This is a genomic window from Variovorax sp. NFACC27 (assembly GCF_048301545.1).
Taxonomy (GTDB): Bacteria; Pseudomonadota; Gammaproteobacteria; order Burkholderiales; family Burkholderiaceae_C; genus Variovorax; species Variovorax gossypii.
Window position 1 is genome coordinate 4,166,741 of sequence record NZ_CP157613.1, and the last position, 22,821, is coordinate 4,189,561.

Genomic DNA, 22,821 nt, shown 5'->3' on the forward strand with positions numbered 1-22,821 from the left:
CTCGATCAAGGGACTGCGCAGGCGGACCCCGGCCGGGGGGCCAGGGTCCGCGGGTGGATGAAGTCGACGCGCTCGGGCGCCACGCCCAGGCGCGCGCCGCGCGCGGGGCGGCTGCCCAGCGGGTGGCCGAGATGGAAGTCGTCCTCCACGGCGAAGCCCTCGAGCAGGGCCACGCCGTCGACGACGCTGCGGTGGTAGTAGCGCAGGCCCTCCTCGGCAGGGACGGCCACGGCCGTCGCGACGGCGCGCACCGCCTGCGAGCGGTTGCCCGGCGAGGCATGCAGCAGCCGCTGGTCCATCACCACGGCCTCGCCGCGGCGCATGGGCAGCTCGCGCAGCAGGCCCGCCTGCGCGTAGGCCTGCAGGCTGTCGGCCGCCGGCGTCGAGCCGGGCGCACGCGCGCCGGTGTTCACGCGGTGGCTGCCCGGCACGAGCACGAGGCAGCCGTTGAGACCCGAGACGTCGACCAGCGGCGCCCACACGCTCACGGCGGGCCGACCCTCGGGACGCGAGAAGCTGATGTCCTGGTGCAGCGGCATCTCACCGCCGTCGGTGCACGGCGCCTTGACGGCAAAGCCGCAGAACACCGACCGGTAGCCGGCCAGCACGCGCGCCAGCGCGGGCGCGAGCACCGCCTGCACGGCGTGGTGGACCGCGCCGCGCGCAGCGGCATCGGGGATCAGCAGGCTGGCCGCGAAGGGGCCTTCGTGCAGGACGGCATGCCGGGCGAAGGCCGCCTGCAGGCGGTCCAGCTCGGCAGGCGACAGCAGCCCGACCACCGCGTAGCCGTCGCGCGCGAAGTCCGCCTCGGCGCGGGCATCGCTCAGGGTCACGGTCGCCGCCGCGCGCGGCGGCGACCCGGCGGGTGCGCCCGTCATGGCCCGGTCGGCCTGCGGCCGTCGCGCGCCCCGCCCAGCGCGCGCAGGCGCTGCCACGCACGCGCGGCCACCACGCGCGGCAGGGCCAGGAAGACCGCCGGCCCCGCGGCCACGCGCTCGCCGTGGACCAGCACGGGCATGCCCTCAAGCGCCGGGTGCTGCGCGTAGAAGTCCCGCGCCTGCGCGGCGTCCAGCGGCACGCGGCGCACGGCCCCGAGCGACAGGACCACCGCCAGCCTGGACAGGACCACACAGGGCGGGCACTGGCGCTTGAAGAACAGCAAGGCGGCGCGCCGGCCGTGCAGCAGCGCGCTATCCACGCAGGACCTCCGTGAGCACGAACAGCGCGCTGGCGGTGGTGATGGTGCCGGCCTGGTCCCGGTACAACTCGCCCGCGGGCCGCTGCCAGGGCGCCGTGCAGGCGGGGTCGGTCACGCGCAGGTTGAAGCCGCCGGTCCACCCGCCGTCCACGCGCTGGGCGCACAGCAGGTCGCGCAGCAGCCGGTCGGCCTCGGCCGAGCCGGGGTCGCGGAAATGCGCGATGCCCGCGGCATAGGCGAGCTCGAAGGCCCCCGGAGACGGATGGACGCCCCCCGAACCCTTGCCCGCACCCGCGCCCACGCCGGTGCCCGCACCCATGCCCACCTGTGCCGGCGCCGCGCCGCGCGTGCCCTGCCCCAGGCGGCGCAGCAGCAGCAGGTGGTGCCAGGTGCTGTAGTGGTGCGTGCGCCACCAGTAGGCCGGCCAGTTGCCGTCGGCCAGGGCGGTGCGCGCGACGCAGGCCTGCAGCGCGCTCGACAGCGCCCGGCGGGCCTCGTCGTCGAGCGCCAGGCCGGCGGCGGCCGTCACGCAGGGATGCGCCTGCCCCCAGGCCTGCGGGCCATCGTCGTAGGTGGCGAAACCGCCCTCCTCCCGCCAGTGCCGCAGGAGGCTGCGCCGGTCCGCCGGGGCCACCTCGCGGCCGAGGGCGCGCAGCAGGCGGATCGCGAAGCCGGTGGAGTCCGCGTCGATGCCCGTCGTCTCGTTGTAGCCCCAGCCCGCGGCATAGGGCCGGTCCCGCGTGAGCCGGTCGGCGGTCCGCCCAGCGGCCGCGAAGGCCCAGGGCAGGTCCGCGACCCACGCGGCCTCGGCCAGCGCGAGGCCGGCGAAGGCGCTCACCCACTGGGTCGAGGCGCCCACGGGCAGCCGGTAGTCGGCGAAGCCGCCGTCGGCGGCCTGCAGGTCGCACAGGTAGGCGCAGGCCGAGGCGATGCACGCGCGCAGCGCGCGGCGGTCGAGTGCGCCCGGCAGGTCCGGGCCCGACGGCTTGAGGTAGATGTTCAGGCGATGCTGGCCGCGCCGGTCGACGCCGGCGCCCAGGAAAGCCACCTCGCAGTGCTGCGCGTCCAGGGCCGCCTGCACGGGTGGCACCGGCAGGCCCAGCCCGTGCGACACGCGCGCCACCAGGTCCAGCCAGGACGCGGCCGGCTGCGGCATGCAGTGCCCGCACAGGTCGATCTTGGTGTCCTCGAGGGCCCCCGAGGCGAAGTCGAAGCCCGCGCTCATCACCAGCCCCGACAGCGGGAACTCGCGCAGCCCGACGGCCGTGGCCAGGAAGGCCGCCAGCCCGGGATCGTCCAGCAGCGGCAGCCCGAGGGCCGCAAGGCCCACGGGCGTGCGCAGGCGCCAGTACAGCTTGGCCCGCGCGCGCTGGCGGGAGAGGCCTTCGATGCCGATGCTCGAGAGCTGCACATGCGGGCGCAGGCGCTCCAGCGTGCCGAGGGCTTCCGCGGCATCGGGCAGGACCCCGTGCAGCCAGTCGCGCGTGCGCGTCCAGACCGCGTCGCCCAGCGGCCGCACGTCCACGTACACCGCGCAGCCGGGCTGGCCCAGGCCCGTGCCGATCCACAGCAGGCTGCTCGGGTAGGCGTGCAGCGCCGGCTCTTCCAGCAACAGCGCATCCAGCAGCGCCTCGCACGCGGGTGCGAGATCGCCGGCGCCGCCGCGCTCGAGCGCCAGGGCCAGCGCCTCGCGGCTCGCGACCAGCCGCGCCGGTGCGTCGGCGAGGTGCCATGCCGGGTCGACCAGCATGCGCAGCCCCGTGCCCTCGCGCGATTGCGACAGGCACAGCTGGGCCGGGCTGCCGTCGTTGTTGAGCTCGGAAAACCCGCCCCGGCGGCCGTCGCCGCCTGAGGGCGGCGACAGCAGCGCCCAGCCGGTGGCGGCCACCTCGCGGGCGTCGAGGCCGGCCAGGCGCGCGCCCTCCTGCCACAGGCGCTCGACGCCTGTGCGCAGCGCGGACTGCTGCACGTTCGTCATGCGGATCGGCGCCCGGGCGCTCAGACCTTGGTGATCGAGAAGGTCGAGGTCGCCCCCGACTTGCTGCCGCGGTTGCCCGCGCGCCCCGGGCTGCCGCTCTTGCCGGCGCTGCCCCCCGGGCTGCCCGCCGCCCCCGGACCGCCGGCGCCGCCGGCGCCGCCGCCCTCGCCCGGCTGCGACTGCGCGGTGCGCCCGACCATGGCGGCGGAGGCGCCGCTGTCGAGCGAGTACCGGACGGTGACCGTGGTGCCGTCGCCGCCGTTGCCGCCATAGCCGCCGTTCGCGCCGTTGCCACCCGTGCCGCCGTTGCCACCGCCGCTGCCGGTGCACTTGTAGGCGCCGTCCTTGTCCGACTTGCCGCCCTGGCCGCCCGAGCCGCCATCGCCGCCGCCGCCGCCGTCGCCGCCCGAGCCGCCATTGCCGCCCGCGCTGAAGACGACGATGTTGTGGCTGGCGTCGCCCAGCAGCTTGGTGACGGTGATGGTCGCCGGGAAGGCCTGCTTGCCGTCGGCGCCGTCGGTGCCGTTGCTGCCGTTGCCGCCGGTGTCGCCGTTGCCGCCGGCGGTGCTGTCACGGCAGCCGCTGGCCCAGTTGCAGTCGCAGTTGCGGCCGTTGGAGCCGTCGCTGCCTTTGGGGCCGGCCGTGCCGGCCGTGCCCTTGGTGCCCGAGTAGCCGAGCACCACGATATCGCCCAGGGGGACGTCGTCGATCAACATGTGTGTACTCCTTGCGTGCTTGCGTGGGATGTGGGCTCAGCTCGTCTTCTCGAGCGAAGCGAAGGTCACGGTCGACTTCACCTGCACGATGACCTCGCCGCCCGCGATCTGCACGGCGCCGAAGTTCGCCGGGTCCTCGTTCACGACCAGCGGGTTGTCCGGCGTCACGATGCGCACATCGCCTTCGGCGAAATCGGTCATCCCGGCGGGCTGGGATTGGGGGGTCTTGGTTGCCATGGCGGGTCCTTCCGTTCAGTTGAGCGAGGGGGCGCCGCAGAACTTGCGCACGCTGCCGAAATGGGCGTGGCAGGGCGTGTGCAGCACGAGCTGGCCGGGCGCGTGCAGATCGAACTTGCTGCACAGGAGGACCGCGGGGGCGCCGACCACGCTCAGGCGCGCGCCGGGCATGACGCTGAGTTCGTCCATCGCGTAGATGGCGGCCTCGAAGGTGCCGTGGTACAGCCCGATGACATCGCGGTAGTCGCGCACCAGGGTCGAATCGCCGAACAGGTAGACGCGGCCCGCGCGCTCGATGTCGGCGGCCTCCTCGGCGGTGAAGTCGCGGCGCGAGGACACGGAGCGCCCGGACCACGCCCGCGTGGGCAGTGGCCAGTACTGGTGGGTCGCGGCATGCGCGCGGCAGCTCTCGTCGGGCGCGCCGATCCAGCGCTTGAAGAGATCGACATCCGTGGTCGTGAGCATGAGCGGAGCCACCGCCGACGCATCGGCGGGGTCGCTGCTGAGCACGCGCTGCTGGCCGCGCTCGACGCTCAGCGACACCGGCGCGATGTCGCGCGCCGCGTCGCAGCGCGCGAGCGCTTCCTGGATGGCGGCCGCGCTCTCCTCGCTTTGCAGCGCCAGGGCGAAGTGGCCGGGCAGGGACGCAGCCGCGGAAGGCCGGGCGGCGCCCGACGGGCGCCGGGCATGCCCGCGCGGCGGGTGTCCTGTAAGTCCTGTGAACATGGTTCTCTCCTTGGGGAAGCTGGAAACCATCTCGAGCGGGCTGTGATTCATCGCCCGCAAAAGCTGGCCATGGAATGCGCCGGTTATTTGCTGTAACTGCATGCAACCGGCCCGCGCAGCCTATCAATTTATTTCGCCAGCGCCAACGGATTTGGCGAATTAATTTTTCAATTAGGCACAAGGAATTAATTTCCCTTTTAGGCCAAAAAATGAAGACATCCAGAATCCATTAATTCAGGAAAAATCAATTTCACGGCATTACAACCAATACCGACCACCGAAGCAGAATCTTTGGATTAATCCCTTCGCATCACAAGGCACCGGGACCGCGCCGCAGCGGGCTGCGGAGGGCGGTTTTCACCAGCATGGTGCAGCTGCACGTCGATCTTGATTTTTGGGGCTTTTAATTTGAAAACGGAAGGACCAATTCGCTGAAGTCAATCCCGAAGACTGGTTAATTCGAATTGCCGAGGCCAGCTCCAAAATTACAGCGATCGACGATCTAAAATCGACCCGAAGCGGCAAGACATCGCCTCAGAATTTCCGTGCCCTCGGTAATTCGTATTGCATTTCCAATGCCGAACCCGCATGAAAACCGCAGGGTCAAAAAGGTATATCCGAGCGACAAGAACTGCATGAACACGACGACACGGAGCCGAGGCGGTCTGCAAGGGCCTGTCTGCCCTGCCAGTCCGGCGGGCGCGAAACTCTCAACGCCGTTGAGAGAAAGAACCGGAAACCCACGGACACGCGCCGGGCTGCCGCGCGGCTCGATTCGGACGGCCGGGCCCGGATGCCGCGCAGCGGCGACCGTGGGACGGGCAAGCACCATCGAGGCACTACATTTGCCCGGTGCCTGCCTCCATCACCCCCACCCTGCTCCATGACCTGCGCTTCACCAAGGACCTGAAACCCCGAGTCGACGGCAAGCAGCGGCCGGTCGCGCACGCCATCAACCGCGAACCGATGGTTCGGTCCCGGAACATCGGACAGCCCATCCGCGCGCTACAGGCACGCCGCGGCCGCGGCACTGCGGTGGTCGACCAGCTGAAGTGCCATCCCCAGGCGCCCTGCCCCCGATCTCGCGAAGCTGGCGCCGCGAGCCCCTGGCGCATGCGCCAGGTTCGCGAGAGCTGCACCGCGCAGGACCTTCTCGCACGGCCTGCGCGGAAAACGACCAGCGCACGCCCCGCCCTCCAGATGAACAGGGACCAGGCATGAGCAAGACCGTCGGACCGGCACGCCGCGCAGCAGCGGCAACAACGACCTCGGAAGCCGCCTTCGGCGAAGTGCTCGCGCTGATCCAGGGCGCACGCCAGCGCGTGGCCCGGGTGGCCAACGCCGAAGTGATCGAACTCTACTGGCGCATCGGCGAGTACCTGCACCGGCGCATCGAGGCCGATGGCTGGGCCATGGGCACCGTGGAGCAGCTCGCCGCCTACATCGCCCGTCGAGAGCCGGGCCGGCGCGGCTTCTCGGCCCAGAACCTGTGGCGTATGCGGCAGTTCTTCCTGGCCTATCCGCCGGACTCGAAACTCTCAACACTGTTGAGAGAAGTCCCGTGGTCCTCGCACCTGCACATCCTCAGCCGCGCCAAGCGCGAAGAGGAGCGCGAGTTCTACCTGCGCATGACGGCGCAGCAGGGCTGGCAGGTGCGCGAGGTGGCCCGGCAGATCGACAGCGGCCTGTTCGAGCGCGCCCTGCTCCAGCCGCCCAAGGTCTCGACGGCGCTGCGAGACATGCAGCCCCAGGCCGCGCAGCACTTCAAGGACGCCTACCTGCTGGACTTCCTGGCCCTGCCCGAGCCGCACTCCGAAGCCGAGCTGCACCGCAGCCTGCTGATGAACCTGGGGCGCTTCCTCACCGAGCTGGGACGCGACTTCTGCTACATCGGCAGCGAGTACCCCGTGCAGGTGGGCGGCCAGGACTTCGCGCTCGACCTGCTGTTTTTTCACCGCGGCCTGAATTGCCTCGTGGCCATCGAGCTCAAGGTCACCGCCTTCGAACCCGAGCACCTGGGCAAGCTGAACTTCTACCTCGAGGCGCTCGACCGCCAGGTGAAGAAGCCGCACGAGAACCCGGCCATCGGCCTGCTGCTGTGCGCGAGCAAGGACGCCGAGGTGGTGGAGTACGCGCTGAGCCGCTCGCTTTCGCCCGCGCTCGTGGCCCAGTACCAGATGCAGCTGCCGGACAAGCGCATGCTCGCCGAGAAGCTGCACGAGTTCTATGCCCTGAGCGCGCCGGAAGCGGCGTCCGACCCCACGGCTGCAACGACAACAACCGCGATAGCGAAGACGAAGAAGAAGACACCGCAGCTGCAGACGCCAAAGCGCAGGAAGGGCGGCGCCCCCTGACCGGAAGTTCTCAGCCATGGGACTCGGACCGGACACGACGGGCCTTCGATTCTCATGACCGCTCAAGAGGTGAAGCATGCAAGCCATGAAATGGATCGATGTCGCAGGAGCCGCATTGGCGGCGGAGTACGAAGCGACCGACGGCGCGAGCGGCCCGTCACTTCTTTTCCTGCACGCCAACGTCGCCGACCGGCGCATGTGGCGGGGCCAGCAAGATGCACTGGTCACACGGCACCCGGTGCTGAGCTACGACCGCCGGGGCTTCGGTGAATCGCGACCGATCGCCGCGACGCCGCATTCGCGCGTGGCCGACCTCTGGGCGGCGATGGATGTTTGGCAGTGCGACCGGGCGGTGCTGGTCGGCTGCTCTTTGGGAGGCCGGGTCGCGATCGATGCTGCCCTCGCGCAGCCCGACAGGGTCAGCGGGCTGGTGGTCGTCACCCCCGGCGTGAGCGGTGCACTGCCCGCGCAACCTGACGGCCCGGTGAAGACGCTGATGGACGCCATCGACGCTGCTTCGACCTTGGGCGACCTCGAAGGAGTGAAGGAGCTCCGGGCGCGCCTGTGGCTGGATGGGCTAGCGAGTGCACCCGGACGGGTGGGAGGGGAAACGCGCCAGCTCTTCCTGGCGATGAACGACACCGCGCTGCGCGCCATCGACCCGGGCCCGTCGCTGGAGGAGCCGTCGGCATGGGAACGCCTCGAACAGATCCGGGTCCCGACGCTCGTCATGTGGGGCGATCTCGACCTGCCGCACCTGCAGGAACGATGCAAGGCGCTCGCAGACCGCATCCCTGGTGCCCGGTCCGCCATCCTCACGGGCACCGCACACCTGCCGGCGCTCGAAGCGCCACGGAGATTCAACGCCGCGCTCGACGAGTTTCTCGAAGGCTTGAAGCCCGAGAGTAGTCCCGCTCTCCCTCAAACCGACCGCGCCCCGAAGCGCGCGATGCGTCGGCCAAGAAGCCCCCCGAAAGCAGATGTCCACACGCCCCCCCGCAGCCGACACAAGGCGCATGCCGCCTTCGCCAGGAGGACAGCCAGCGCCCCTACTCCCTCAGCGTGAAAACCACCGAGAGGTACGACACCGGCCCCGAATGGATGGCCTCGATGCCATGCAACGCCGTGGCGTCGAACAGCAGCGTGTCCCCTGCCCCCACCTCGACCACCTTCGCGCCGTAGCGATAGGTGACCGACCCTGACAGAAAGTACAGGAACTTGAGCCCCGGATGCTGGAAGGTCACGTACGGCCCGGCCTCCGGCAGCAACGTCACCAGATAGGGCTCCACAAACAGGTTGCCCGACAGCGAGTGCCCCAGCAACTCGTAGCGGTAGTCCGCCACAGCCCCAATCCGGTCGACCACGAGCCCCTGCCCTGCGCGCACGTGGCAGAAGTCCGTTCGCCGGGCCTGATCGCCGAAGAAGCGCGACACCGGCACGTGCAGCCCGTGCGCGAGCCGCTCCAGCGTCTCCACCGAGGGCGAGACCAGCCCGCGCTCAATCCGCGAGAGCATTGAAGCAGAGATGCCCGATAACAGCGCCAGCGCACCGGCAGACATTCCTGCTGCCATGCGCAGCGCCCTCACCTGCGCACCGATGCGCGACGCAGACGAGCTTCGAGCGACGGGCGCTGGCCGCCGCGGCCGCACACGCGTCACCGAGATCGGCAAACGCAGTGGCCGGGGCATTGGAAGCGGCGAAGCAACTTGTCGACGCGTCATGTGGATCTGGCAGCCAAGGATTCCTCAACAAAGGCCGAAACGGCATTTTCTCCACGGCCGATGATACGCGTTGAAAGGCCGAAATGGCCTTTATTTACTCATCTCGGAGCATCGAAGGATGCCGCCGTCCATCCACCACCGCCGATACGAGGTGCTCAGAAAGCACCTGCGTACCCTTCGGCGGTCGGTTGGACTGACGCAGGCAGAACTCGGAGTCCGACTTAAGGTCGACCAGTCCCATGTATCCAAGGTCGAACGTGGCGAACGATACATGGACATCCTGTTTTATTTAGACTGGTGCCGCGCTTGCAAGCAGCCGCCTGAGGCCGCGATCATGGCTTTGACCAAGGCTGGAGCCTAGCGGCCTCTGGTCGGTGCGGATCACTCGCAGGTAACCGCGAAACTGCGCTTCCTGGTCCAGCAAGCGCACGACGGGACTAGCGCCCATGCCGTGGGCCACTGCAATTTTCACGCACTCGCTGCTGAAGTCGTCCACCACCGTAGTGAAAGGCACGGATTCCCGCGCGCAATTTCCTGATGTTCGGCATGCCGAACATCAGGGGAGGAAGTGAGAGTGGCATCGCACCGCCAACGCAGAAGCGCTCCACCAGCAGGACTACGGGCAATGGCCTGGGAACACAGGACTTGCTACAGGCCAGCCGTGTACTGATCAAGTTTCAGGCAACATGTACGGCCAGCGCTGAATGAGTACGGACCGCCCTCCGCGCTAACCGCCTCCGTCATCCCCTTTGGCCGAGTGCTTTCTCAATCTTCTTGTCGGTCTTGTACTGACCCAACGCGTACACCGCCCATATCGTCGCCGGCAACCATCCAATCAAGGTGAGCTGGAGAATCAAGCAGATGATGGCGGCGATCGGTCGACCGATTGTGAAGAACACCAGCCACGGCAAAATCAAGGCGATCAACAGACGCATCTCCCATCCTTTCTGCTGCGCAAATCTCCACATCCTAGCCACGAAGCACGCGTCGTGCAGCTACGCCACGTTCGCGACTAAGGGTTACCTGAAAGGAACCGCCGCACGCCGTACTCAAGCTCATCACGGATAGCTGCTTCTAAGCGTCAAAGTCCGCTTCGCAGCGATTCCGGTCGCTCGCCTGCGTGGGTCCAATGGACGCTGGCTTCCATTGAGCAGCCCCACGGCACAGCCGAAAGCATTGAAGGTCGGCTGCTAGAGGGGCAGCATGGTGCCCACCTCCCATTCGCGCATCCGGCGCTGATCGTCGCTCTCCTTCTCGTGCGGGTGGGTTAGGCGCTGCACCGCGACAACCAGCGATTCATTCCCGGTCAGAACGCTGGCGATCAGCGTGCGCAAGTTCTCGGTAGTCGACGCGTCGCTGCCGATGTAGCCTGCCCGAAGCAGATCGATGAACGCCGTCTGACGCATGTATCTGCCATCGAGCCCCTTGTAGCCCACGCGGACGTTGCCCTTGGCGGTTCGATGTTTCTTGTCGTTCAAGAGCTCCTCGAAGTGCCCAAGCGGCAGCAGGACATTCTTCGAAGCCTCCGGCTCGTGCCGCCTCACGAACTTGAAATAGAACGCCTCTCTACTCAGCCTAAAACCGTCGTGCTTCTTGCCGCGCGGGCGGAAGAGGCGCATGGTCGTCAATTGCTTGTGGAGGTGGTCGTCCTCGCTGTACACCCAATCCGTAGGTTCGTCCCTGCTACCCCGAGGTTCAAGCATCTTGTACTGAACGAGTACCGCGTTGCGATGGAAAAGGTTCAAGTAAATGAGGTCAACACCGAACGCCTCCTCGAGTTTGCGTCGATTCGCTGTGTAGACCTCCAATGTCTGCTCACCCTTGCGAAACGTGGCTTGGCCGCGGACGTGGCTGGAAATGAACTCGTACCCGGGCACCACGCGCGCATCGTGCTCAATGACGCCATCCTCGTGCACGTTTAACCTAGTGAGACCGGTCTTCGAGCCGCGCGCCAGATTCATCGTCGCGGCCGGCGCTTCCTCTTGAAGGCCGAACGCACGCAGCGCCAACTTGAACGCGTCCAGTTGGAGCCGCTCATTGGATTCCGGCTTGGGCTTGGTCAACCCGCCCGTCAAGGTGCGCAATGGCCCGCGGTTGGCCTCTACGTTCAGGAGTTTCTCGATCAGTCTGATGCTCTCCTTGGGGCCAAGGCGGACGAGCGAGGCGGCCTTATCCAGGCGCTTCCTGATGTCCTGTTCGAACTTCTCGCCTTTGAAGAGCTCAACCATGCCCGACGGCGTGCTTGGCTGGATTTCCACGCCACGGCGCAAGGTCAGACGGGAATCGAACGTCGCCGCCGCAGCCTTAGACTTGAAGATCGCAGCGTAGGCCGCGGGTGGATCCACCTGGTGTCCGACCGGCCGTGACTTCTCTGCGAAGAACAGGCAGATGCATGGCGTGGGTGTTCCCCTGGCTTCGTCGTGCGCCCGCGTCAGCGAGAACTGCCGCACCCCATCTTTGGTCTCCTTCAGTCCCTGAAGCTCTCGGTCCTGCAGCTTCAGGATGACGATGGGGCGTTGAGCGACATGCATCTTCAACTCCCGAGTCCAGGTGTCGTCGAATTCTTCCTTTGCCATCTTCACTGCCTCCTTGCGCGCATTGGACGCTTGGCATAGGCGTGACGCCCTTCGGCTGAACCTGGGATTGGCGGGATGCCAACAGCTGCTACCGATTCGGGCTCCGGGGTCGCGCTATATTGGAGCTTCACCCGAGATGTAAGAAGTACAAGTACAGCGCGGAAAAGCGCACACCTAGCACACGAGGGAGCATTGTGACGCAATCCATTCCGACGATGACGTCGCGGGCGTTCGCGACGGCGCTTGCCCTGAGGCCGAACCTGGTGAGCTGGTTCCTGGGCGCTGGCGCCTCGGCCGCCTCGAACATCCCGACAGGCTACGCCATGATCCGGGACTTCAAAACCAAGATTTTCTGCGCCCAAAACGACATCCCGCGCCGCGAAATCGACGCCGGCGACCAAGTTTGGGTCGACCGGATGAATGACTTCTTCTTGCGAACGTCCATGCTGCCGCCCGATGGCCATCCGAACGAATACGCGGCGGCCTTCGAGATGGTCTACCCGCAGGAACGCCATCGCCGCCAGTACATCGAAGATGCGGTTAAGAACGGCGTTCCCTGCTTTGGTCACAAAGTGCTCTCCGCGTTGATGGCGGCCGGCAAGGTGGACTGCGTGTTCACCACAAACTTCGACACGCTGATCGAGGACACCGCGCTGTCCGCCAACGGGTTGCTGCAGGTGGTGGACCAGAAGCGCCCCACCGTTGCGGCCATCGACTCGGGTGAGCGCGCCATGCTCTGCCTGAAGGAGTCGAGCTGGCCACTGGTGGCCAAGCTCCACGGTGACTACCGTTCCATGCGGATCAAGAACACCGGGTCCGAACTGGAGAAGCAGGACGAAACCATGCGGCACGTCCTGGTTGAGGCGAGCCAGCGCTTTGGGATGGTGTTCATTGGCTATAGCGGCCGCGACGAGTCCGTCATGGAGGCGCTGACCTCGGTTTTGAAGGAGAAAACGCCGTTCCCGAACGGGCTGTATTGGGTCACCAGTTCGGCCTCCAAGCTGCTACCCGCAGTCACCGAGTTCTTGACCATCGCCCATCATGCCGGCGTGGATGTCGCGGTGGTCGAGTGCTCAACCTTTGACGAGGTGGCGGCGGACCTGATAAAGGAGATAGACCTTCCAGCGCCGCTCTTCAACATGGTCACCCAAGGGCGACCTACGCCCCGCCTTGTGCCCGTGGAGCTTCCTTCGAACACGACCCGGCAGTACCCGATGCTTCGGTTCTCGGCGCTGCTCATCGAATCGATGCCGCGGATGGCGCGCAGGGTGACATTGGCCCAGCCGCTGACGACGCCGGTGGCTCGTGGGCTTCTGAGGGAACAGCACTGCAAGGCGGTTGTCGCATCCTACGGCCGCGAACTGGCCGTGTTTGGCAGAGACGAGGAGGTAATGGCGGCTCTCGTATCGGTCGGAGGGCAGCTCGCCGGCACGGTGGACCTGAACCCGAAGCAGGACAGCTGGGCGCTGGGCCTACTGTATGACGCACTGACGAAGGCGTTGTCGCGGCACAGGCCGCTGATCCCACGGTACAAGCGCTCGGGTCATTCGCTTCTGGTTGCCGGGCCGAGGGAAGGCGAGGACCAAGACTGGGCTCGCAAACGCGCTCAGGACCTCGCGCGGCTCCGCGCTGCATACGAGGCCAACCTGACCGGCCAGGTGCAGAAGCTCGGCTTCCCGTTCCACGAGGGTGTCTACTTGAAGCTGGAACAGATCGAGGACCGCTGGTGGTGCGGTTTTGAGCCGTACACCTTCGTGGACGTGCCCCGAGAACAACTGGACCAGGCGCCTACCAGGGAGGCAGCGAGTGTTCAGGAGGCCCTGGGGGTGCAGTACGGGCGCCGTGGAGGCGATCCGGCAGGTGACTGGCGCCGGGAGCACTGGGCGACCAAGTACAACAAGCATTGGGCCGCCATCATCGACGCCTGGGCCGCGATGCTGACCTCGACCAGAGACGGCACTGTGCGCGCATTTGGAATAGATGACCAGGTGGGCGTCGACGCCTCGTTCACGATTTCCACGCAGACCGGATGGAGCCGACCTGGCCATCACCACACCTACTTCGAAAGGACCAAGTGATGGCGTCGTCAAAACTGCCTCCTTTCGAACTGCTCGAGGAGCCGCTGCTGGCATTCTCGCCTTCAGACCTTAAGCAGACGTCGATACATCCGCTGCGCGGCCTGCTGTCTCATGGCCCGTTTTCGAAAGGGTCCTTCGGCGGCTACACGTCCTCCATCCGCATCGCTACGATCGGCCCAATTAGCGCCTTCAGGCGCCGCGGCGTTCTGATGGCCTCGCTGCGCGACCAGCACCGGCCGCAGGACAAATCCGAATATGTACCGCTGTATCCGGGCTTCGAGGCCTTGTATCGCGTGAAGCTCGAATCGGCAGTTGCGGCGGCGCATGTGCGGTGGCCAGACCGCGTGAATGACCTTCCCGGGGACGGCGACATCCACCAGCGTCTGTTCCATGCAATGGAGGGGGCTTTGCGGCGCCTGGACACCATGCGCGGCGAGTTCGACGTGGTGCTAGTGCATTTCCCCGATGCGTGGGAGCCCGCGACTCGCGGCAAGCACTTCGACGCCCATGACACCTTGAAGGCGCTCGGGGCCAAGTACAACATTCCGACGCAGGTATTGAACGACCGCGTGTTCACGTTCGGTCATGCTGCGTCGCTCGCCTGGCGGCTCTCGACAGCGCTCTACGTGAAGGCCGCAGGAACACCCTGGAAGCTTGCCCCGCTGAAGGGCGTGCCCGATGGCACGGCGTACATCGGCCTCGCATACGCGCTGCGCGGTGATGCCCGAAACGCCCACTACGTGACGTGCTGTTCGCAGGTGTTCGATATCGACGGCGGCGGTATGCAGTTCGTGGCGTTCGAAGCCCGTGATCCGGTCGAGGATGTCGCAGAGGCGAAGCACAACCCGTTCCTCAGCCGCGATGACATGCGCGCGGTCCTGGCTCGAAGTCTGGAGCTCTATCAAAGTCGCAATGGCGGTGTGCTGCCGAAGCGCCTAGTGATCCACAAGACCACGGCGTTCAAGCAGGGGGAAATCGACGGCGCATTCGACGCGCTGAGCGGTGTACCCGAGATTGAATGCATCGAGGTGGGCGCGGCGACATGCTGGCGGGGCGTCTGGCTCATTGAGTCTGGGCGCGGGAACCCGCCCTACAAGCCTGCGATGTACCCAGTGCCGCGGGGCACCACCGTGATCCGTTCGGGCAGCTCAGTCCTGGTGTGGGTGGCTGGCAATGCGCCGGGGGCCTCAACAAAGGGCGATTACTACCAGGGTGGCAAGAGCATTCCGAAGCCACTGCAACTCATCCGGCATGCGGGCAAGGGGTCGCTGGAGCTCATCGCCCATGAGGCGCTAGCGCTGACCAAGATGGACTGGAACAACGACGCGCTATACGACCCGGTGCCCGTCAGCATCAGGTACTCGCAACGTCTCGCTCGCACCATCGCAAACGTACCTGACCTGCCGAAAAGCGTCTATCCGTACCGGCTGTTCATGTAGTCGTCCAAGGGCGAGCGACCGGTGAGACTAAGCGAAGGAGCCCACCAGACTTTCCTCTGAGGGGCGGCTGGACGACATGCGTCTCCGCGCTTTCCCATCGAAAGTACCGGGAGGCCAAGCCGTTCTCCGCGATTCGTGAACTCGCCCTGGTAGCCGATGTGGAAGCCCTCTGCCATCGAACAATCGAGTGAGCGCTGACAAGAGCTCAGCCGCGACTTAGATGCAAACTGGCTTTGCAGATCATCTCAAGGTCATCAGAATACCGTTGATACCTTCCCTTACGATCAGGGACACCCATGAACGTTCGCGCGACCTCCACGTCCCTCAATTCGAGCCTGCCCGTTGTGCCAGCACTCGATCCGCTTGAGTTTGCCCGTGGCGCGCTTTGCGCGGCGACCTTCATGGCTGCTGACGCCGCGCGCGAAACGCACGTTGCGAAGCTTCACAGCTTGTTCGAGCGAGCGGGCTTGGCGCCGTCAATGGAGGTCGCCCTCGGAACCATGCAGTTCCTGCGCGAGGCCGAGCCATTGGGCGGCGGATATTGGACGGCTGCTCCCGTCCGCGCTGTTGAGCTCGCCCCCGATTGCCATCTCTTGGTCGGACCTCAACCCACATCGGAGCTACAGCGGCACTTTGCCGGCTTGCGGCGGGCCGGGGCGGGACGCGTGATAAATCGTGCCAGCACTGCGGCGTTGCCCAGGCAATCGCAGGCGGCTTGGCGGGGTAGCGACGGAAGCGATGCACGCGCGTGGACGCAGTCCGCCATCAATTCGGCAATGAAGCAACTTGCGCCGTCGGTTGTCGCTGACAACTTGCAGGTTTTCGCTGTCCGGCAGGCTGGCGGAAGGCGTCGCGAGCCGGTCTGGGTTTCGGTGGGGAACAGTCCTCCATGCGAATGGCGCGGCGTCGGGCTTTTCCGTGCACGAACTGGCGCGACGCGCTATCGCTATTTCCTGGGGAAGCACGAGGCGGGCACGGAGTTTCTGGAGGGACCCGCGGTCCTCGACGCGGCCCGGGTTCAATGCGGACTCGCCGCTCTGCAGAGCCAGCCATTGACGGCCACCATTACAGCTATCCCGGGTACGACTTCGATTTCCTTGCCGGTGGCTCCGCCACGATCCGTGAGACGCCTGCTCGTCGCGCTCTGCGAAGCAGATCCAAGATCGTTCGGGCGCGTCTGGACATGTTGTGTCCCGGCCTATGTGCCGATACTACTAGAAGCCCTACAAGAACTCAGTTGCGAGACAAAACACCATGAGTGACCCCAAGACTTACTCTGCCCGCGCTGTCTTTGATGGGATGAAGGGGACATTGCATCGGTATTTGGAAGCGCAGTATCACATCTGGAATGAAAGTCTGATTGAAGGACGAAAACGGCTTCTGGAGGCCGAGGGCGTCACATTTCAGGAGCCCCGTATCGAGGCGACACCCTTCTACGTCGCGGGGAACACTTACGCCGAGATGCAGATTCCTGCGACAGCCAAGGCCGTGCTCGAGCTTGCTGCCGGGCAGGCCGGAACCGGAATTCCCGAGCGGCCCTACAAACACCAAGCGGACGCGCTTGAATCGTTCCTTGGTCGTGGTGAAGAGATCATCGTCGCCACCGGCACCGGCTCCGGCAAGACCGAGTGTTTTCTCATGCCCATCCTCGGATCGCTCGCCGTCGAGTCCTCCGAGCGGCCAGATTCGTGGCTGAAGCCCGGCTGCCGGGCGCTGCTGCTCTATCCGATGAATGCACTGGTCAACGATCAGCTTTCGCGGCTGCGGCGTCTAATGGGCCAGCAAGACGTTGCTGAACACATTCGCGGCAGGCGGCCCGGCCGCGCAACGTTCGGGATGTACACGAGCCGAACCCCGTATCCCGGCGTGACGAGCAGGGCACGCGATCAATCGCGCCTGCGGCCATTGGTACAGCATGCTTATGTCGACCTTCCCCCGGAGGCCAGGGAGCGGCTCGACCGGGAAGGCAAGTGGCCGGTCAAGGATCTTGATGCCTTCGTGGCTTCCTCCTTCGCTACAGGCGCCAATGACTCGGAAATGCTGTCGCGCGGCGAGATGCAGGCCCGTTGCCCTGACCTGCTCGTCACCAACTACTCGATGTTGGAGTACATGCTGCTGCGGCCGATCGAGCGGAGCATGTTTGATCAAACGGCGGCGTGGCTGGCTGCCGACCAATCGAACTATTTCACCGTCGTGCTCGACGAGGCTCACATGTATCGCGGCTCGGGGGGCGCCGAAGTTGCGTACCTCCTTCGGAGGCTTCATTCGCGCCTTGGTGTCGGTCGGGACCGAGTGCGGTACATCCTGACCAGCGCAAGCCTTGGCAAGTCGGCCGAGGCGATCACACGGATGAAGTCTTTCGCCGCCGATCTGAGCGGTCTTAACGCCGGTCAGCGCGAGTTCACGCTCATCCGAGGCGAGCAACTGACGAAGTCAGGGGAAAGACCGGCCACGCGAGAAGAAGCGGCCGCCTTGGCACGATTCGACATCGCGGCCCTGCACGATTCCGCGATCAATCCGAGCAAGGCGATAGAGGGGGTCGGCGCGCTGCTAGTTGCACTGGGTCAAGAAGCTGAGAAGCCCCCCGGGGGCAATCAGGCTGCACTTCGACAGGCCGTTTATCAATGGCTCCAGTCGTTTGGCCCGGCCGCACTCGTTGCGAACTTGGCGACGGCACATCCGCAGAAGCTGCGGGCCGTCGCAACCTTGGCGTTTCCCGGAGCGCTCGATGCCGAGGGGGCAATAGAGGCAACGCTGGCCCTCATGTCGTTCGCCAAAGAGCGAGATAGTGGACGCGTGTTCGCCCCAGTGCGCGCCCACTTGTTCTTCCGCGGGATCGCGGGCATCTATGCCTGCGCCGATGCGCGCTGCAGTGCAAGGGATTCTTCGGTTTCTTCGGGGCGGCTCGGAAAGCTCTATTCGGAGCCGATGCTCCGATGCGAGTGCGGCGCTCGCGTGTACGAGGTGCTGACGCATCGCGATTGCGGAGCGGCATTCATTCGAGGATACGTTCAGGACCAGTTCGGAATGTTCCTCTGGCACCAGCCCTCCAGCGGCCTATGGGGAGCGGGCGGGCTGATGGAGGCGCATTTCCTGGTTGAAGTTGACCGCCGCGCAGCCGGTACAACGGGGCGAATGGAAGGCTCTCAAATGTGGCTACACACGACCACTGGGAGACTCGTTCAGGCACCGCCTGCCGAAGCGGAACTTGACCAATACCTTGCGCTCGTCCGGCCAGACGGTCCCGTGCCGATTTCTGGACAGCAGGCGCTGTCCTTCAACCGCGAGTGCCCTGTGTGCACGCGCCGTTGGCGGGCCGGCTCGACCAAGATCATGGATCTGGCGACGAAGGGTGAAGCACCGTTCGCACAGTTGATCCGCACGCAGGTCGAACTACAGCCAATTACGCAGCGAAAAACCGATAGCTCCCCCAATGGCGGCCGCAAATCGCTGCTCTTCTCCGACGGACGGCAAAAGGCAGCACGCCTGGCGCGAGACATCCCGCGCGAAATTGAGAACGATGTGTTCCGGCAGTTGCTGCTCCTCGCCTCCAGGGAACTGCGCGCACTCGGGCGCGAAGCCACGCTCGGCGATCACATATACGTTGCCCTCCTGCACGTGCTTGCCAAGAACGCTTTACTGTTGTTCGACGGCGCCGACCGCGAGCGGTTGCAGCGAGATGTGCTTGATCATCGTCGCCACTATCTGGGAGAGCTTCGCGATGCGCTCGAAGAGTCACCCCCGGCCAAACCGCCGCGATTCTCCTCGCTCCTTCTGCGACATCTGGGGTCGCCGTTTTACTCACTGAGTGCGCTGACGCTGGCGCATGTCATTCCCATCAGTCGGGTACGTCGGCAGATTCTCGCGGAGCTGCCAGGCATCGACGAGGCGCGCTTGCGTGCCGTGTGGACTGCATGGATTCAAAGCTTTGCAAGCGACTTCGCAGTGGATGCGGACCTGCCCCAAGGCGTCAGGTCACAGGCCGCAGGCTATCCTATCGGCGGAGGCCTGGACCGGAACGGCGGCTTCTCGGCGAGACAGCAGGCGTTCTTGCGTGCCCGCTTGCCGGACCTTGACCTGATCTTCGATACGCTGACTGCAGCCCTTTGCCAGGCTCATCCGGGGCGTCCCGGCTTCTTCGTCGTCCCGGGACGACTCGCCCTCGAACTCGCGTCGGAACAGCACGATTGGTATCAATGCGGGCGATGCGCCACTGTATCGCCGGTCGAGTGGTGGGGACACTGTCCCAACTGTCTAGCTGATGGAGTGACCGCCGTTCGCCCCGGGGCGACCCAGTATCTGCGCGCCCGCAAGGCGTTCTTCCGAGATCCGGTTAACGACATCCTGGAGGGAAAGGCGAGCCCATTTAACCTATCGGTGGAAGAACATACTGCTCAGCTCTCTTACCGGGACGTGGACGATTCCACGACAACGATCGAGGAATTCGAGCGCCGCTTCCGGGACATTCTGGTCGAGCGCAGCGACACGTCAATTGACGTGCTCAGCAGCACGACAACGATGGAGGTCGGCATCGACATCGGCTCCCTGGTCGCGGTGGGGCTGCGCAACGTGCCGCCGCTGCGACAAAACTACCAACAGCGCGCCGGACGCGCTGGGCGAAGGGGCTCGGCCGTATCGACTGTCGTCACCTATGCTCAGAACAGTCCTCACGACAACCACTATTTCGGAAATCCCGAGCCGATCATCTCCGGTGAGCCGACTCTGCCTGGTATCGATATCGCGAATCCCAAAATCGTTGAGCGGCACATCCGTGCCCAACTCATTCAAGCGTATTTCCACTCGCAGCCGTTGAACTCCGCGAGTGGAGACGTGTTTTCGGTACTGGGTGAGACGATGGATTTCTATGGCGGCACAGGCCCGTTCAGCCTGCCTGCGTTCGCCGAGTGGCTTTCAGGTTCTCAGGCGGCACAAGCTTGTTACACCGCCATGGGTCAGTGGTTGCCGGCATCGTTCAGCAAGTCGCCTGTTGATGTAGCGAGCGAATTCATCGCAGGGCTGCAGAGAGTGCAACCAAAAGATGTCCATGAGTTGGACCCCGCAGAGGAGAGGCTAATTGAGTTCCTCTTTGCCAAGGGCTTCCTGCCGTCCTATGCCTTCCCACGCGACTTGTGCGCACTGCAAATCGAAGGGCTGGAGAGACGCGGAAACTTCACGCAGCCGAAGATCCTTCAGCGCCCTCAACAAGGGCTGCATGTCGCGCTGTCTGAATATGCACCCGGTCGCCTTGTCGTTGTCGACAAGAAGACCTACCGCGTTGGAACGGTCGCCGCAAACGGCTCGACCGCCGTCGTCGATCGGGCTGAGCGACTGTTCGACGAGCGCCGTTACTACGTTCATTGCCCGGAATGCGAGTACACCTCCGGCTTCAGCATAACGACTCAGGCAAATGAGCAATGCCCACTTTGCGGCACTGCCGTGCTGCAGGCTGCATCGGTCATCGAACCGCAGGTCGTCTTTCCCGAAGGGCGCGGGGAGGTCGATGAGTTCGACGATGAGCAGACCTTCACGAATGCCACGAGCGCACAACTGTCCGTGCCGGCTGGAAGCCCTGCGTTCGACCTGCGGAAGTTGGGTGAAAACTGCGAAATAGGGTTCGCACGCGATCAGCAGCTCGTGATGGTCAATAAGGGAGAAGAAGATGCCGGCCAGTATCCTGGCTTCCTAATTTGCAATCGTTGCGGAAAAGCGGCATCCGATCCGCAGCGCGTCGGCCCGCATGAGCGCGACTACTACCTTTCGACGCGCGGGACAGGACGCTGCACGGGACAGTTCGAACAGGTGTACCTTGGCTATGGCTTCGCATCCGATGTGCTGATCGTGCGGCTTCCTTTGTCGAGGCCGCTCCGTTTCGACCCCATACGAACGACCGAACGCGAGCCCATTTCAGGCGCGCTGCAATCGCTCGCCGAGGCCTTCGTGCTTGGCATAAGCCAGGAACTGGACATCGACATCCGCGAAATCAACGCAGGCTTCCGGTTCGCACGCGTGCGTGATGAGCATTTTGCCGACATCTTCGTGTACGACACGCTGTCCGGCGGTGCTGGCTATGCGACCCAGGCAGGGGAAATCTTTGAGACGGTTATGACGAGAGCTGAGGCTCTGCTGAGCCATTGCACGTGCTCGGCCTCTTGCGACAAGTGCCTGCGTCACTATGCGAATCGTTTCCATCACTCGATACTGGATCGGCGCCTGGCGCTTGACCTGCTGCGCTACGCGCGCGATGGAATCGTACCGGCAGTGCCATCACATGATGAGCAACGGGCCACGCTACAGCCATTGAAGGACATGATGCTGCTCGCAGGCTGGTCTGAAGATCCTTCGCGTGAAGCTCCCTATACGTTCACACATCAGGGTCGAAGCGCGCTGCTCTTCTCATTCCCGTCACTGGTCCATCCGGCTCACTACGGCTTCGCGCCGGGAGCACGGCGCTTTGCGTTCTCGGCGTTTGAACTTGGGCGTGACTTGCCTGGTGCCTATGGAGAGATCGCGTGAAGAAGGGCGTAGTCATAGCGATTCCGGGTGAAGAGGCTCGGCTAAAGCGGAAGATTCGTGCTCATTTCAAGCGGCTCGGATTTTTGAAGGCCGCCGACGGTACGCTGATACCTCCCAAACTTGACAAACAGAGCTACCGCGATATGCATGCGCATCAGCGGGACTCTCGCCTTGAAGAAAATCGCAAATGGATCGTCGAGCGATCTAAGCACCTGAGCCAGCACTTCGCTTCAGGGGCTGAACTAAATGTCGACCGCATTCGTCCACGCATTGAAGTCGTCCGCTCCGGCACATGGCAAAGCGATCTTTTTCGATTCGCAAGCTACTACTGGAGGATACCGATCTCCGAAGGCTACGGCCGGCGGTTGAGATTCTTGGTCTGGGATGAGCATCACCAGAAACTCATCGGTTTGTTCGCATTGGGAGACGCCGTGTTTAACCTGCGAGCCCGGGATGAATTCATCGGCTGGGACCATCATCGTCGGGTAGACGCGATGGTGAACCTCATGGATGCCTACGCGCTCGGAGCTGTGCCGCCATACAACATGTTGCTCGGCGGCAAGGTAGTCGCGTCACTTATTCGTAGCCAGGATGTCGTCGACACCTTTAAAGCTAAGTACCACGACTCCGTTGGCGTGATCTCGGGGCAAACCAAGCATGCCAAGCTCGTCGCGGTCACGACGACTTCAGCACTCGGGCGCTCGTCTTTGTATAACCGCCTGAAAATCGACCACCAGCCGATCTTCAGCCCAATCGGTTCGACCTCGGGCTGGGGTCATTTCCATATTTCTGACGAACTGTTCGATGACTTGCGGGAGCATCTCCGGTCGGTCGGCCATCACTACGCCGACTCGCACGGTTACGGGCAAGGGCCTAACTATCGGCTTAGGCTAATACGCAAAGCGCTCGGACTTCTGGGTCTTGACCCAGACATGGCAAAGCATGGCCTCGTGCGAGAGGTGTTCTTCTGCTCGCTCGCAAGCAACGCCCTCCAGTTTCTCCGGGGAGAGCACAAGCGCGCTAGGTACGATGGCTTACCGACGGTAGAGCAGATGGGAGAGGCCGCTAAGGAGCGCTGGGTCATTCCACGAGCAGAGCGAATGCCTGAGTTTCGGGCGTGGCGCAGTGAGCAGTTTCTTCGGGAGCTCGACGGCACCGATGCGCATCTCAAGCGCAAGCGCAGCGAACAGGTCGCATAGTGGACTGGGCACGCGATCATCTGGGCAATGATGTGCCGGCATGGCGAGGCGGCATGTCGGGGTTCGGTTTGACATGCCCATCCTGC

At 64.8% G+C, this 22,821-nt stretch carries 18 protein-coding genes; 9 read left to right on the forward strand and 9 right to left on the reverse strand.

The genetic code is table 11. From position 1 onward, the window contains the following. Window positions 1-5 precede the first annotated feature (5 nt). The 6 genes from ABL840_RS19495 to ABL840_RS19520 are packed head-to-tail and all read right to left on the reverse strand — an operon-like array spanning window position 6 to window position 4,855. On the reverse strand, window positions 6-878 hold the full coding sequence (locus ABL840_RS19495; protein WP_093307939.1) for a phytanoyl-CoA dioxygenase family protein: 873 nt from the start codon (window positions 876-878) through the stop codon (window positions 6-8). Then, window positions 875-1,198: a hypothetical protein gene (locus ABL840_RS19500; RefSeq protein ID WP_093307941.1), complete on the reverse strand. Its 324-nt coding sequence runs from the start codon at window positions 1,196-1,198 to the stop codon at window positions 875-877. Before ABL840_RS19500 ends, ABL840_RS19495 begins: the two co-directional genes overlap by 4 nt. Beyond that, window positions 1,191-3,176: a hypothetical protein gene (locus ABL840_RS19505; RefSeq protein WP_093307942.1), complete on the reverse strand. Its 1,986-nt coding sequence runs from the start codon at window positions 3,174-3,176 to the stop codon at window positions 1,191-1,193. Before ABL840_RS19505 ends, ABL840_RS19500 begins: the two co-directional genes overlap by 8 nt. Before the next feature lie 20 nt (window positions 3,177-3,196). Further along, on the reverse strand, window positions 3,197-3,892 hold the full coding sequence (locus ABL840_RS19510; RefSeq protein WP_170217254.1) for a hypothetical protein: 696 nt from the start codon (window positions 3,890-3,892) through the stop codon (window positions 3,197-3,199). 36 nt (window positions 3,893-3,928) lie between these two features. Beyond that, window positions 3,929-4,129: a hypothetical protein gene (locus tag ABL840_RS19515; protein WP_126473795.1), complete on the reverse strand. Its 201-nt coding sequence runs from the start codon at window positions 4,127-4,129 to the stop codon at window positions 3,929-3,931. Window positions 4,130-4,144: 15 nt separating this feature from the next. Then, a complete protein-coding gene (locus ABL840_RS19520; protein WP_093307944.1) occupies window positions 4,145-4,855 on the reverse strand; it encodes a hypothetical protein in 711 nt (236 codons plus the stop codon). An 852-nt stretch (window positions 4,856-5,707) separates the two neighbouring features. On the opposite strand from ABL840_RS19520, the gene ABL840_RS19525 reads away from it, so the two are divergent. From ABL840_RS19525 to ABL840_RS19535, 3 genes are all read left to right on the forward strand, one after another. Further along, the gene (locus tag ABL840_RS19525) at window positions 5,708-6,076 is read left to right on the forward strand and encodes a hypothetical protein (RefSeq protein WP_093206203.1); all 369 of its coding nucleotides are present in this window, start codon (window positions 5,708-5,710) and stop codon (window positions 6,074-6,076) included. Next, entirely contained in the window at window positions 6,073-7,209 is a 1,137-nt protein-coding gene (locus ABL840_RS19530) for a PDDEXK nuclease domain-containing protein (protein ID WP_093307945.1), read from the forward strand. Before ABL840_RS19525 ends, ABL840_RS19530 begins: the two co-directional genes overlap by 4 nt. 76 nt (window positions 7,210-7,285) lie before the next feature. After that, window positions 7,286-8,275, forward strand: coding sequence for an alpha/beta fold hydrolase (locus ABL840_RS19535; protein WP_418115930.1), 990 nt, complete (start codon window positions 7,286-7,288; stop codon window positions 8,273-8,275). On the opposite strand, the gene ABL840_RS19540 is transcribed toward ABL840_RS19535, so the two are convergent. Further along, a complete protein-coding gene (locus ABL840_RS19540; RefSeq protein WP_418115931.1) occupies window positions 8,259-8,780 on the reverse strand; it encodes a helix-turn-helix domain-containing protein in 522 nt (173 codons plus the stop codon). The genes ABL840_RS19535 and ABL840_RS19540 overlap by 17 nt on opposite strands. A 268-nt stretch (window positions 8,781-9,048) precedes the next feature. On the opposite strand from ABL840_RS19540, the gene ABL840_RS19545 reads away from it, so the two are divergent. Next, complete coding sequence (locus tag ABL840_RS19545; protein WP_093307948.1) at window positions 9,049-9,291, forward strand: helix-turn-helix domain-containing protein; 243 nt, start codon at window positions 9,049-9,051, stop codon at window positions 9,289-9,291. Between the two features lie 379 nt (window positions 9,292-9,670). Here the strand turns inward: ABL840_RS19545 and ABL840_RS19550 are convergent, their stop codons facing one another. Together ABL840_RS19550 and ABL840_RS19555 are read right to left on the reverse strand one after the other, a co-directional pair. After that, entirely contained in the window at window positions 9,671-9,865 is a 195-nt protein-coding gene (locus ABL840_RS19550) for a YqaE/Pmp3 family membrane protein (protein WP_093307950.1), read from the reverse strand. Window positions 9,866-10,120: 255 nt separating this feature from the next. After that, window positions 10,121-11,506, reverse strand: a complete 1,386-nt coding sequence (locus ABL840_RS19555; RefSeq protein ID WP_093307952.1) for a hypothetical protein — start codon at window positions 11,504-11,506, stop codon at window positions 10,121-10,123. A gap of 194 nt (window positions 11,507-11,700) precedes the next feature. Here ABL840_RS19555 and ABL840_RS19560 point away from each other — a divergent pair, with 194 nt between their 5' ends. The 5 genes from ABL840_RS19560 to ABL840_RS19580 all read left to right on the forward strand — a co-directional run bounded on the left by ABL840_RS19560 (window position 11,701) and on the right by ABL840_RS19580 (window position 22,735). Next, a complete protein-coding gene (locus ABL840_RS19560; RefSeq protein ID WP_418115932.1) occupies window positions 11,701-13,584 on the forward strand; it encodes an SIR2 family protein in 1,884 nt (627 codons plus the stop codon). Continuing rightward, window positions 13,584-15,023 (forward strand): argonaute/piwi family protein, encoded by a 1,440-nt coding sequence (locus tag ABL840_RS19565; RefSeq protein WP_093307953.1) that lies wholly within the window; start codon window positions 13,584-13,586, stop codon window positions 15,021-15,023. The genes ABL840_RS19560 and ABL840_RS19565 overlap by 1 nt, the downstream gene beginning before the upstream one ends. Before the next feature lie 296 nt (window positions 15,024-15,319). Then, the gene (locus ABL840_RS19570; protein ID WP_143043058.1) at window positions 15,320-16,285 is read left to right on the forward strand and encodes a hypothetical protein; all 966 of its coding nucleotides are present in this window, start codon (window positions 15,320-15,322) and stop codon (window positions 16,283-16,285) included. Then, entirely contained in the window at window positions 16,278-21,536 is a 5,259-nt protein-coding gene (locus ABL840_RS19575; protein ID WP_093307955.1) for a DEAD/DEAH box helicase, read from the forward strand. The genes ABL840_RS19570 and ABL840_RS19575 overlap by 8 nt, the downstream gene beginning before the upstream one ends. After that, complete coding sequence (locus ABL840_RS19580) at window positions 21,533-22,735, forward strand: Druantia anti-phage system protein DruA (protein WP_093307956.1); 1,203 nt, start codon at window positions 21,533-21,535, stop codon at window positions 22,733-22,735. Before ABL840_RS19575 ends, ABL840_RS19580 begins: the two co-directional genes overlap by 4 nt. Window positions 22,736-22,821: the final 86 nt, after the last annotated feature.